At 53.4% G+C, this 12,831-nt stretch carries 11 protein-coding genes; 3 read left to right on the top strand and 8 right to left on the bottom strand.

Annotated elements, in window-relative coordinates; genetic code table 11:
• Positions 1 to 48: 48 nt before the first annotated feature.
• From hemG to pepQ, 4 genes are read right to left on the bottom strand one after another with little or no spacing between them, the layout of a single operon-like run.
• Positions 49 to 594 (bottom strand): menaquinone-dependent protoporphyrinogen IX dehydrogenase, encoded by a 546-nt coding sequence (gene hemG / locus G4551_RS23095; protein ID WP_003841254.1) that lies wholly within the window; start codon positions 592 to 594, stop codon positions 49 to 51.
• A gap of 11 nt (positions 595 to 605) precedes the next feature.
• Positions 606 to 2,057 carry a Trk system potassium transporter TrkH gene (trkH, locus tag G4551_RS23100; RefSeq protein WP_003017848.1) on the bottom strand — a complete coding sequence of 484 codons (1,452 nt, stop codon included), beginning with the start codon at positions 2,055 to 2,057 and terminating at the stop codon, positions 606 to 608.
• Positions 2,058 to 2,095: 38 nt separating this feature from the next.
• Positions 2,096 to 2,710: an IMPACT family protein gene (locus tag G4551_RS23105; RefSeq protein WP_003841252.1), complete on the bottom strand. Its 615-nt coding sequence runs from the start codon at positions 2,708 to 2,710 to the stop codon at positions 2,096 to 2,098.
• Positions 2,710 to 4,041, bottom strand: a complete 1,332-nt coding sequence (gene pepQ, locus G4551_RS23110) for a Xaa-Pro dipeptidase (protein WP_003841250.1) — start codon at positions 4,039 to 4,041, stop codon at positions 2,710 to 2,712. The genes G4551_RS23105 and pepQ overlap by 1 nt, the downstream gene beginning before the upstream one ends.
• A gap of 189 nt (positions 4,042 to 4,230) precedes the next feature.
• Between pepQ and fadB the strand changes: the two genes are divergently transcribed.
• Both fadB and fadA read left to right on the top strand, forming a co-directional pair.
• Positions 4,231 to 6,420 carry a fatty acid oxidation complex subunit alpha FadB gene (gene fadB / locus G4551_RS23115; protein WP_003017855.1) on the top strand — a complete coding sequence of 730 codons (2,190 nt, stop codon included), beginning with the start codon at positions 4,231 to 4,233 and terminating at the stop codon, positions 6,418 to 6,420.
• Between the two features lie 9 nt (positions 6,421 to 6,429).
• Entirely contained in the window at positions 6,430 to 7,593 is a 1,164-nt protein-coding gene (gene fadA / locus G4551_RS23120) for an acetyl-CoA C-acyltransferase FadA (RefSeq protein ID WP_003017858.1), read from the top strand.
• A gap of 178 nt (positions 7,594 to 7,771) precedes the next feature.
• Here fadA and G4551_RS23125 read toward each other — a convergent pair whose 3' ends face one another.
• From G4551_RS23125 to ubiD, 4 genes are all read right to left on the bottom strand, one after another.
• The gene (locus G4551_RS23125; RefSeq protein WP_003841244.1) at positions 7,772 to 8,752 is read right to left on the bottom strand and encodes a LacI family DNA-binding transcriptional regulator; all 981 of its coding nucleotides are present in this window, start codon (positions 8,750 to 8,752) and stop codon (positions 7,772 to 7,774) included.
• Between the two features lie 7 nt (positions 8,753 to 8,759).
• Positions 8,760 to 9,674 carry an ROK family protein gene (locus G4551_RS23130; RefSeq protein WP_003841242.1) on the bottom strand — a complete coding sequence of 305 codons (915 nt, stop codon included), beginning with the start codon at positions 9,672 to 9,674 and terminating at the stop codon, positions 8,760 to 8,762.
• Between the two features lie 227 nt (positions 9,675 to 9,901).
• On the bottom strand, positions 9,902 to 10,603 hold the full coding sequence (fre, locus tag G4551_RS23135; protein ID WP_003017873.1) for an NAD(P)H-flavin reductase: 702 nt from the start codon (positions 10,601 to 10,603) through the stop codon (positions 9,902 to 9,904).
• Positions 10,604 to 10,643: 40 nt separating this feature from the next.
• Entirely contained in the window at positions 10,644 to 12,137 is a 1,494-nt protein-coding gene (gene ubiD / locus G4551_RS23140) for a 4-hydroxy-3-polyprenylbenzoate decarboxylase (RefSeq protein ID WP_003841240.1), read from the bottom strand.
• A 204-nt stretch (positions 12,138 to 12,341) separates the two neighbouring features.
• On the opposite strand from ubiD, the gene rfaH reads away from it, so the two are divergent.
• Positions 12,342 to 12,830 carry a transcription/translation regulatory transformer protein RfaH gene (gene rfaH / locus G4551_RS23145; protein WP_003017881.1) on the top strand — a complete coding sequence of 163 codons (489 nt, stop codon included), beginning with the start codon at positions 12,342 to 12,344 and terminating at the stop codon, positions 12,828 to 12,830.
• Position 12,831: the final 1 nt, after the last annotated feature.

Genomic DNA, 12,831 nt, shown 5'->3' on the forward strand with positions numbered 1-12,831 from the left:
GGGAAATTTAAAATAATCTTCCGAGTGCGTATTTTTTATTCTTTACGTTTATTTTAACGACGTTTTGTTGGTTAATTGGGCTATTTCCCGCGCGAATCTCGCAACCTGTTCCCAATCGGTATACACCACTTCTTTATTCGTATCCGTTTCACCGCCTGACATCTTCATTATCAGTTGGATCATAACTCGGTCATACCAGCGATAGCGGGGATACAGCAAAGCACCCGCAATGACTGCACTGTGATCTGGTCGCCACGGCGAACCCATCAGGAACTTACGCGCATAGCTGTTGGTTTGCGGCGTACGTTTCTCCGGTTTACGGGCAACGAGGTTTACGGAGTAGAACGCACTCGGCATCGAATTCAGCCGTGTGGCATGCTTTTTCACAAACTCCTGAAAAGCAGCATGGTAATGACCATAGCGAATCGAGGCGCCAATCACCACGCTGTCATAATTTTGCCAGTCCGGCTCCGCGGTACGATGCAAATTAACAACATCTGCCCAAACGCCCAGCTCTTTGAGTTCAGAAGCCAGATATTCAGCGATTTCACGCGTTTGTCCGTCCCGGGAAGAAAAAAGAATCAGTGTTTTCACGTGTTACTCCATTATTCACGCCAGAAGGTAGGGGTAAAGAGCACCAGCAGAGTAAAGACCTCCAGACGACCAAACAGCATATTGGCAATCAGGATCCACTTCGCCACAGGGTTCATACTGGCAAAGTTGTCGGCAACAACCCCCAGTCCAGGCCCCAGGTTATTCAACGTTGCCACAACGGAGGCAAACGCGGAGAAGTCATCAACGCCGGTCGCAATAATCGCCAGCATACTGATAATAAAGACCAACGCATAGGCAGAGAAGAATCCCCATACGGCTTCGAGAATTCGCTCCGGCAACGCACGGTTACCCAGTTTGATACTGTAAACCGCATTCGGATGAACCAGTCGTTTCAATTCGCGGTTGCCTTGCTTAAACAGCAGCAGGATACGAATCACCTTCAAGCCCCCCCCCGTCGACCCGGCACAGCCGCCGATAAAAGCAGAACACAGCAGCAGCACCGGCAGGAACAGCGGCCAGCGGGCAATACTGTCCGTGGTAAATCCGGCAGTCGTCGCCATCGATACCACCTGGAAAAAGGCCTGGTTGATCGTCGTGAGCGCCGAGCCATAGGTATTGTGTATCCACAGCACCAACGTACAGACAGCCACCAGCGTCAACTGCACGCCGATGAACATGCGGAATTCCGGATCGCGCCAGTAAACCTTCAGACTACGCCCACTTAATAAAGAGAAGTGCAGACCATAGTTACAACCGGAGATCAGCAAGAAGATTGCAATAATCGTATTAATCGTGGGACTGTCGAAATACCCCACGCTGGCATCGTGTGTGGAAAAACCACCGATGGCAATCGTGGCAAAACTGTGCCCAATGGCGTCAAACGCGGGCATCCCGGCAAACCATAGCGCCAGCGCGCACGCCACCGTCAGTAATACATAGATAAGCCACAGCGTTTTCGCCGTTTCGGCAATACGCGGGCGCATCTTATTATCTTTCAGCGGCCCCGGCATTTCTGCCCGATAGAGCTGCATCCCACCCACGCCAAGAATAGGCAGGATAGCCACCGCCAGCACGATGATCCCCATCCCGCCGAACCATTGCAGCATCTGGCGATAAAAGAGAATCGCGTGTGGCAATGAATCCAGCCCCACCAACGTCGTTGCACCGGTGGTGGTCAATCCGGAAAAGGATTCAAAAAAAGCGTCGGTTATCGTCAGGTTTGGGCTTTCCGCAAAGATGAACGGTAGCGCACCCACGCTGCCCAGAACGGTCCAGAACAAAACGACAATCAGAAATCCTTCGCGCGATTTCAGCTCGCCCTTCTCTTTACGGTTTGGCCACCACAGCATGGAGCCGATCGCCAAAGCAACGAAGAAAGTTTGGGTGAATGCACGCCCTGCCCCGTCACGGTAGATGAGCGCTACCAGTCCAGGGATAATCATTGTCCCCGAGAATAAGATGACCAGTAGTCCAACGATTCGGGTGATGGCGCGAAAATGCATCTCTGCCGCTTCCTTAGTTCTTTAAAATGAGGTGGGGATTATTCTTCAATCGCTAACAATTGCAATGAACCACGACTAAAATCCGCCAGTTTTGCCGAAAACTCATCCACTTTGGCAAAAGGAAGCGCCACCCTGAGTCGAACAAAAGCCTGGTAATCACTGGCAACGACTTTACCGTCAAACTGCCCCAGCAAAGCTTCAATGCCTGCCAGCTGACCGTACTCACACTGCAAAGTATATTCGGTTAATGGCGTCTTGCGCTGTGTCGTTAACTGGCGCAACGCCTGATTCACACCGCCGCCGTAGGCTTTTACCAATCCTCCAGTACCGAGAAGGATACCGCCGTAGTAGCGCACGACTACAGCGGTAATCTCACCGACACCGCTCCCCATCAGCTGTGCGAGCATCGGTTTACCTGCCGTACCTGCCGGTTCGCCATCGTCTGAAAATCCTAGCTGCTGCGAGTCATTGGGCGCACCCGCCACCCACGCCACGCAATGGTGGCGGGCGTCCGGGTGTTCCGCTTTGACTGACTCAACAAACGCTTTTGCCGCTTCTACGCCGTCCGTATGGGCGAGCAGCGTAATGAAGCGGCTTTTTTTGATCTCTTCGACGACGCTAACCGGCCCCGCAGGGATTAACCAACTGTCCATTACGCCAGTTTCAAATCCCGAGTCATGTTTTCGATATTGTTTTCGTGGACCACCACGTTGTCTTCAATACGAATACCGCCGAACGGTTTCAGGGCTTCAATTTTCTGCCAGTTGAAGTGTTTGCTGAACTGCCCTTCACGCCACGGCGCCAGCAGAGATTCAATGAAGTAAATGCCCGGTTCGATGGTCAGAACCATGCCCGGTTGCAATACGCGGGTGCAACGCAGGTAAGGATACTTCGACGGCGCGGCCAGATGGGTACCACTGTCATCCTGCATAAAGCCAGCGACATCATGTACCTGCAGGCCCAACTGGTGACCAATGCCGTGTGGCATAAACGGCCCAGTAAGATCGTTTTCTACCATCGCCTCTTCACTCATATCGGTGATGATTTGATGCTTACGCAGCAGCTTCGCGATGCGCTGGTGGAACTGAATGTGGTAATCCACGTAGCTGGCACCTGCTTTCATGGTGGCAATCAGCGCCAGCTCTTCGTCGTTAACGTCTTTCACCAGATGCGCATAGTCGTTGTCGTTTTTCGCCGACCAGGTACGCGTCAGGTCTGCCGCATAGCCGTTGTATTCCGCGCCAGCGTCGAGCAGGAAGCTGCGGATTTCAGACGGCGCCTGATGATCCAGCTTGGTGTAATGAAGAACCGAAGCATGCTCGTTAAGCGCCACAATGTTGCTGTATGGCACGTCGGTGTCGCGGTGACCGGTGGCAGTCAGGTAAGCGAGGTTGATGTCAAACTCGCTCATTCCGGAACGGAACGCCTCTTCTGCTGCACGGTGTCCATTTACCGCCATTTTCTGCGCTTCGCGCATACAGGCCAGTTCGTAGTCCGTTTTATAGGCACGGTAATAATGCAGGTAGTCGATCACCCCTTTCGGGTTGATGTTGCTGGCCGCAATGTCCAATTGCAGGGCACGTTCCGGAACCGGGCCAATGTAACCGATATTGCCGCGAGCAGCAGGCAGTTGGCTACCGATACCATCCGCTTTCGGCAGCGCGATGATCTCGATTTCTTCCGTCCAGAAAGAGGTAGGCAGCGGCTCAACGTTGTGCCAGTAATCGACCGGCAGGTAGAACCACAGTTTCGGCTTGTTTACGCCATCCACCAGCAACCAGCAGTTAGGAACCTGCGTGACAGGCACCCAGGCTTTGAATTGCGGATTGACCTTAAACGGATACGGATGATCGTCGAGAAAGACGTTAACAAGTTCGCCTGAGTGAATAAGTAACGCATCCAGCTTGAAGCGCTCCAGCGCGTCGCGCGTCCGTTCTTGTAAGGTAACGATATGATTTTTATAGAGTGCGGCCAGTGATTCCATTTTCTACCCTTCTGTTTTTTTGACCTCAAGTCTCCGCATCTTAGCACATCGCTTTGTGAGTGCGTGATTTCTGCCGAGCGTGATCGAATCGTCATTTCTTTAATCATTCGTTTGCATTTTATTAACATAAAACACACACTTCGATTCATCTGGTATGACCAGATCACCTTGCGGATTCAGGAGACTGACATGCTTTACAAAGGCGACACCCTGTACCTCGACTGGCTGGAAGATGGCATCGCCGAACTGGTGTTCGATGCCCCTGGTTCGGTCAATAAACTCGACACGGCCACCGTTGCCAGCCTGGGCCATGCGCTTGATGTGCTGGAAAAACAACCGAATTTAAAAGGGCTGCTGCTGCGCTCTAACAAAGCAGCCTTTATTGTTGGTGCCGATATCACCGAATTCCTTTCACTGTTCCTCGTGCCTGAAGAGCAACTGAGCCAGTGGCTGCATTTTGCCAACAGCGTCTTTAACCGCCTCGAAGATCTACCTGTTCCGACCCTCTCAGCGGTAAATGGCTATGCGTTGGGCGGTGGCTGCGAGTGTGTCCTGGCAACCGATTATCGTCTGGCAACGCCGGACCTGCGCATTGGTCTGCCGGAAACCAAGCTGGGCATTATGCCGGGCTTTGGCGGCTCTGTGCGTATGCCACGTATGCTGGGTGCGGACAGCGCGCTGGAAATTATTGCGGCAGGTAAAGACGTTGGTGCTGAGCAGGCGCTAAAAATCGGTCTGGTCGATGGCGTAGTGAAGCAAGACAAACTGCTTGATGGCGCGATCGCGGTATTACGTCAGGCGATTAACGGCGACCTCGACTGGAAAGCCAAACGTCAGCCTAAGCTGGAGCCGTTGAAACTCAGCAAAATTGAAGCGGCTATGAGCTTTACCATCGCCAAAGGCATGGTGGCGCAGACGGCAGGTAAGCATTATCCCGCACCGATTACCGCGGTAAAAACCATTGAAGCAGCGGCTCGTTTTGGCCGTGAAGAAGCGCTGAATCTGGAAAATAAAAGCTTTGTGCCACTGGCGCACACCAGTGAAGCTCGCGCGCTGGTTGGGATCTTCCTTAACGATCAGTTCGTGAAAGCCAAAGCCAAAAAGCTCACCAAAAATATTGAAGCACCAAAGCAAGCGGCAGTGCTGGGTGCAGGCATTATGGGCGGCGGCATCGCTTACCAGTCAGCCTGGAAAGGCGTGCCGGTTGTCATGAAAGATATCAACGACAAATCATTAACGCTGGGCATGACCGAAGCGGCCAAACTGCTGAACAAACAGCTTGAGCGCGGCAAAATTGACGGTCTGAAAATGGCGGGCGTGATTTCCACTATTCATCCAACCCTCGACTATAGCGGTTTTGAGCGTGTGGACGTGGTGGTTGAAGCGGTCGTGGAAAACCCGAAAGTGAAAAAAGCGGTACTGGCGGAAACCGAAGATCAGGTACGCCCGGACACCGTACTGGCGTCGAATACCTCTACCATCCCAATCAACGAGCTGGCCAGCGCGCTCAAGCGCCCGGAAAACTTCTGTGGGATGCACTTCTTTAACCCAGTACACCGCATGCCACTGGTTGAGATCATTCGCGGCGAGAAAAGCTCGGATGAAACCATCGCCAAAGTTGTCGCATGGGCAAGCCAGATGGGCAAAACGCCAATTGTGGTCAACGACTGCCCCGGTTTCTTCGTGAACCGCGTGCTGTTCCCGTATTTTGCCGGTTTCAGCCAGTTGCTGCGCGATGGGGCGGATTTCCGCAAAGTCGATAAAGTCATGGAAAAACAGTTTGGCTGGCCGATGGGCCCGGCTTATCTGCTGGACGTGGTGGGAATTGATACCGCACATCACGCGCAGGCAGTGATGTCCGCAGGCTTCCCTCAGCGTATGCAGAAAGATTATCGCGACGCGATAGACGCCCTGTTTGATGCTAACCGTTTCGGACAGAAAAACGGTCTTGGATTCTGGCGTTATAAAGAAGACAACAAGGGCAAGCCGAAAAAAGAAGAGGATGCCACCGTTGATGATCTGCTGGCAGAAGTCAGCCAGCCGAAACGCGAATTCAGTGATGAAGAGATTATCGCTCGCATGATGATCCCGATGGTCAACGAAGTGGTACGGTGCCTGGAAGAAGGTATTATCGCCAGCCCGGCAGAAGCCGATATGGCGCTGGTGTATGGCCTGGGCTTCCCTCCTTTCCACGGCGGCGCGTTCCGCTGGCTGGATACGCTCGGCAGCGCGAAGTATCTCGATATGGCCCAGCAGTATCAGCACCTCGGAGCGCTGTATGAAGTTCCTGCTGGTCTGCGTGATAAGGCGCGCCATAACGAACCGTATTATCCCCAGGTTGAGCCTGCCCGCCCGGTTGGCAGCCTGAAAACGGCTTAAGGAGTCACAATGGAACAGGTTGTAATTGTTGATGCGATCCGTACCCCGATGGGCCGTTCAAAAGGGGGGGCGTTTCGTAACGTGCGTGCAGAAGATCTCTCCGCACACTTAATGCGTAGCCTGCTGGCGCGTAATCCGGCGCTGGATCCAACCGCGCTGGATGACATTTACTGGGGCTGTGTGCAGCAAACGCTTGAGCAGGGTTTCAACATCGCCCGTAACGCCGCGCTGCTGGCGGAAATCCCGCACTCCGTTCCGGCGGTCACCGTGAACCGCCTGTGCGGTTCATCAATGCAGGCGCTGCACGACGCGGCACGTATGATCATGACCGGCGATGCTCAGGCGTGCCTGATTGGTGGCGTGGAGCATATGGGCCATGTACCAATGAGCCACGGCGTTGATTTCCATCCGGGCATGAGCCGCAACGTAGCAAAAGCGGCGGGGATGATGGGTCTGACCGCAGAAATGCTCTCCCGCATGCACGGCATCAGCCGTGAAATGCAGGATGCTTTCGCCGCACGTTCACATGCTCGCGCCTGGGCTGCAACACAGTCTGGCGCATTTAAAAACGAAATCATCCCGACCGGCGGTCATGATGCCGACGGCGTGCTGAAGCAGTTTAACTACGATGAGGTTATCCGCCCGGAGACAACCGTTGAAGCGCTCTCCACCCTGCGCCCAGCGTTCGATCCGGTTAGTGGAACGGTCACTGCCGGTACCTCCTCCGCGCTCTCCGACGGCGCAGCGGCGATGCTGGTCATGAGTGAAAGTCGCGCCCGTGAACTGGGTCTGACGCCGCGTGCCCGTATTCGTTCGATGGCGGTAGTCGGCTGCGACCCTTCCATCATGGGTTACGGTCCGGTTCCGGCCTCAAAGTTGGCGCTGAAAAAAGCGGGACTCTCCACCAGCGACATCGGCTTGTTTGAAATGAACGAAGCCTTTGCCGCTCAGATCCTGCCGTGCATTAAAGATCTGGGACTGATGGAGCAGATAGACGAGAAGATCAACCTCAACGGCGGCGCGATCGCTCTGGGCCACCCACTGGGATGCTCCGGGGCGCGTATCAGCACCACCCTGCTCAATCTGATGGAACGCAAAGACGTACAGTTTGGCCTGGCGACGATGTGTATCGGGTTAGGCCAGGGCATCGCAACGGTATTTGAGCGAGTTTAATCAAAGATAAATTCCCCTAAATAATTCGCGCTGCATCGCGGCGGCAACTGAGCGAATCCCCGGGAGCATAGATAACTATGTGACCGGGGTGAGCAAAGGCAGCCAACAAAGAGGCAGAGTGAATTATGACGGGGAAAGGTTTAGTTGCCGTTCTTCCCGCCTGTCAGGGGCGGGTTTTTTATTTCCCTGAACTACCACGCACCACTAACTGCACCGGCAACAGCAGATTCTCTTCCTGATTTTCTTCCAGCAATAAACGCAGCGCTTCACGCCCCAATTGTTGTTTATCAACCGCAATGGTGGTGAGTGGTGGATGTGACCAGGCCGCAGCATCAATATCATCAAACCCCACCAACGCAAGATCTTCCGGGATACGTATACCCTGCTGCGTACACACCCGTTGAACAACCAGCGCTGCCGCGTCGTTATAGGCAAAAATGGCGTCGGGCGGCTCTGGCAGACTGAGCAATTCATTAACCGCCTCCACCAAAGATTGCTCGGTATCCAGCAGTGGCGGCGCAATGGCTTCATACTCTGGCGGCATCAGCAAGCGGGCTTCATACAATGCCTGACGGTAGCCCTTCTCGCGCTGACGGATGCTGTAGTGCGCAAGCGAACTGGCAAGAAAAGCGATACGGCTGCGCCCTTGCGCAATCAGATGTTGCGTGGCCAGATAACCGCCCTGGGTATTGTCCGGGTTCACGCAAGGCAGGTCCGGCGCCCAGAGATCCACCAGCACCAACGGCAGTTTCATCTGTTGCAGCAAGCCAAGTAATTCAGGCTCAAAAAATCCCGCGCAGATCAGCGCATCAGGCTGGTGCAACATCACCTGCTCACTCACTGCATCGCCTGGACCAATGGAGAGAAAGCTCAGCGCAATACCATGGTCACGACAGTTATCTTCTATCCCCAGCAGCAGTTGAGAATAAAACGGCAATGCCCGGCTGATATTGTGCTGGCGGTGCAGCAAAAACAGGACGCGTTTGATCTTGTCTGCGCGCAGGCGAGAAAAATCATAACCCTGCTGCTGCGCCACAGAAATAATGCGCAGCCGGGTATCTTCACGTAGCCCTGGCTGCCCTTTCAGGGCGCGGGAAACCGCGCCAACCGAGACACCACAAGCTTCGGCAATGTCCCTGATACGTACAGGTTTCGTCATGTCACTCTCATTGATTTACGCTGGCCTTTTGTGCCCCCAGCCAGGCCGCGCCGCGTACGCCGCTGCTGTCACCGTGTCGGGCCTGAACGATCGGCGTACGGCACTGTTTACCAAATACGTACTGCGCCACTCGCGCCTGCAAGCCTGAGTACAGTAAAGTGATATTGGATACCCCACCGCCCAGCACGATAACATCGGGATCGAGCGTATTCACCACCCCCGCCAACGCGCGCGCCAGCTGATCGCAATAGCGTTCCCATAACAAACAGGCATCTGCATCACCCGATTCTACCCGCTGCATAATATGTGGCACATCTGCATGTTGTGCGGTGTGACTCATATACTGACGCTCCAGGCCGCTGCCGGAAATAAAGCTCTCAATACAGTTCACCTGTCCGCAATAGCATGTCACTTCAGCCCCATCCCGAGATTCGTGGTAGCGCGGCAATGCATTATGTCCCCACTCTCCTGCACAGGCGTTAGGTCCAGAGATCAAACGGTTATCGATGCATAGTCCACCGCCGCAACCGGTACCGAGGATCACACCAAATACCACGCTATGCCCGTGTCCGCTACCGTCCATCGCTTCCGACAGGGTAAAGCAGTTGGCATCATTAGTAACAGGCACGGGTATTCCTAACGCTAGCTCAAGGTCTTGAGCAAAAGCCTGCTGATTCAACACCAGGATGTTCGAATTCTTAATCAAACCTTCGCTATCCACCGCGCCAGGCACTCCAACACCAACCGATAAAGACTGATTAACGGCCAGTCTGGCCTTAGAAATCATCTCCGTCACGGCCTGGAAAAAATCACCGTAACTCTGCTTTGGTGTCGCACATCGCTCGCGGTAAACAATTTCACCCGCGTTATCAATCACCACCGCTTCAATTTTAGTCCCGCCGATATCCAGTCCGAGCCTCATGGTTTTCCCTCGTTGATGTCCAGCAATGTGATGCGATACAGCTTGCCCATTTTGTTTACTAAACAAAATGAGACCCGTCACAAAAAATCAGTTTTATGGTTAACAGATAGGAAAAACATGTTTACTAAAAATGTTCTGAAAAGAGGAGCAGTGAGACCGGGCTTGCACCCTGTTAGAAGAAGTAAGGTTGGTGATGGATGCGCCGGAAGGACTCCGGCGCACAGCGCTTAAATGAACGCGAACGCGTCGCCAAACAGGCGATCTTCACGTGCCTGACGCTCATTACAGAACAGGTCGCGCGCGATTTTTGCCATCTCAAAACGACCGGCAATGTAGATATCGTGTTCCGCCAGAGTACCGTAATCCTGCAATACTGCCGTTAACACGGTTCCCGTACGACCACGCCAGCCGTCTTCAGGCTGCTCTACCACCGGCTCAACACGCAGGTTCGGGTGATTCACCGACAATGCTTCCAGCTCTGAGAGATCGTAGAGATGCTTCTCTTCGCGCCCGCCCCAGTAAATAGTGATATCGCGGTTGGGATTGCGCGCCAGCGCGGTAAGCAGAATAGAACGCACGTAAGAGAACCCTGTACCTCCGGCAATCAGGATCAGCGGGCGCTCGTCTTCATCACGCAGCCAGGCTTCGCCATGCGGAATATCGACCTTGATTTCCCGGTCTTTCAGAATACGGTCCATCACGGCCATGGCGTAAAGATTTAGCTCAGAGGCGCCAACGTGCAGCTCAATGAATCCTTGCTCGTCCGGCGTTGATGCCATGGAGAACGGACGCTTATCCCTTTCGTCCATCACGACCATTAAATACTGGCCAGCACGAAAGGAAAACGCCGCGTCTGGCACTAAACGAACGCGATATACGGTGTCAGTTATAGCTTCTACCGAGGTCACTTTACAGCTTAAGGTTGTCATGCGCTCTCTCTGTCGGATCAATAGGCAAAACGATCGCGCCTCAGGCGCTTTTGCCGTCATTAAAGATGGCCAGTTCATCCCAAATTGCGTCAATACGCGCAATCACTTCAGGATCTTTTTTAATCGGACGTCCCCATTCGCGTTGGGTTTCGCCCGGCCATTTATTTGTGGCATCCAGCCCCATTTTTGAACCAAGGCCGGAAACCGGCGAGGCAAAGTCCAGGTAATCAATTGGCGTATTCTCTACCAGTACCGTATCCCGGGCGGGGTCCATACGGGTAGTAATAGCCCAAATTACATCATTCCAGTCGCGCGCGTTAACGTCATCATCGCAGACAATAACAAATTTGGTGTACATGAACTGACGCAAAAACGACCAAACACCCATCATGACGCGTTTGGCATGGCCTGCGTACTGTTTTTTCATCGTCACCACGGCCAGACGATATGAACAGCCTTCCGGAGGCAGGTAAAAATCGACGATTTCCGGGAACTGCTTTTGCAGAATAGGAACGAATACTTCGTTCAGCGCCACGCCGAGCACTGCTGGCTCATCAGGCGGACGTCCGGTATAGGTAGAGTGATAAATAGCATCTTCACGCTGGGTAATGTGGGTGACGGTAAAGACCGGGAAATTATCTACTTCGTTGTAGTAGCCGGTATGATCGCCATAGGGCCCTTCTGGAGCCAGCTCGCCCGGTTCGATGTACCCTTCCAGTACGATTTCTGCGCTGGCAGGCACTTCCAGGTCGTTGGAAATACATTTGACCACTTCGGTCTTGGTACCGCGCAACAGCCCGGCAAATGCGTACTCGGATAATGTATCAGGAACGGGTGTCACAGCCCCCAGAATGGTCGCAGGATCTGCCCCCAACGCCACTGAAACCGGGAAACGTTCACCAGGATGCGCCGCGCACCACTCCTGATAATCAAGCGCGCCGCCGCGATGGGACAACCAGCGCATAATAAGCTTGTTTTTACCAATCAGCTGCTGGCGATAGATGCCCAGATTCTGCCGCTCTTTATGCGGACCACGCGTGACGGTGAGTCCCCAGGTAATCAGCGGCGCGGCATCTTCCGGCCAGCAGGTCATAATCGGAATGCGGTTTAAATCAACGTCATCGCCTGAGTAGATTTTTTGCTGACAAGGCGCACCACGCAACCGCTTAGTCGGCATGTTCAACACCTGCTTAAACTGCGGCAGCTTATCAAACAGATCGCGGAATCCTTTCGGTGGCTCTGGCTCTTTCAAAAACGCCAACAGTTTACCGACTTCTCGTAGCGCCGAGACATCTTCTTGTCCCATCCCCATCGCAACACGCTTTGGTGTGCCAAACAGGTTACACAGCACCGGCATTGAATAGCCTTTCGGATTCTCAAACAGTAAGGCAGGCCCACCGGCACGCAGAGTGCGATCGGCAATTTCAGTAATTTCCAGGTGGGGATCCACCTCAAGCGAAATGCGTTTGAGCTCACCCTGCTGTTCAAGCAGCGTCAGGAAGTCGCGTAAATCGTGATATTTCATGGCGTCCATTGTGGCCTCTTCGTAAGCGCTTCATTATACGGCGTTCATCATTGTGATGCTGTATTTTTGTTAAATTAGCGTGAACTCTGGCGATACATATAAGCCTTGGGAGTATATACCCATTGGGTTTCAGCCTGCGTTGAGGCGGGTATAATTAACTTAACGCATGGCTTTTGCTATGCTGGCGCTCAGAACAAGCGGATAAGAGTTATTATGCAATCCTGGTATTTACTGTACTGCAAACGTGGGCAACTTCAGCGAGCCCAGGAACACCTGGAAAGGCAGGCGGTGAACTGCCTGACGCCTATGATCACCCTGGAAAAAATAGTGCGCGGTAAACGTACCACAGTCAGTGAACCACTATTCCCTAATTACATGTTTGTCGAGTTCGACCCGGAAGTGATCCACACCACCACTATCAATGCCACGCGTGGTGTCAGCCATTTCGTCCGTTTTGGCGCGACGCCTGCGACAGTTCCTTCTCCCGTTATTCACCAGCTTTCTATCTACAAGCCTGAAGGAATTGTTGACCCGCAAACTCCTCAGCCAGGGGACAGCGTGATTATTACTGAAGGGGCGTTTGAGGGGCTAAAAGCGATCTTCACCGAACCGGATGGCGAAGCACGTTCCATGCTACTGCTTAACCTGTTGAATAAAGAGGTTAAGCAGAGCGTGAAAAATACCGGCTTTCGAAAAATTTAAG

The organism is Citrobacter freundii ATCC 8090 = MTCC 1658 = NBRC 12681 (genome assembly GCF_011064845.1).
Lineage (GTDB): Bacteria > Pseudomonadota > Gammaproteobacteria > Enterobacterales > Enterobacteriaceae > Citrobacter > Citrobacter freundii.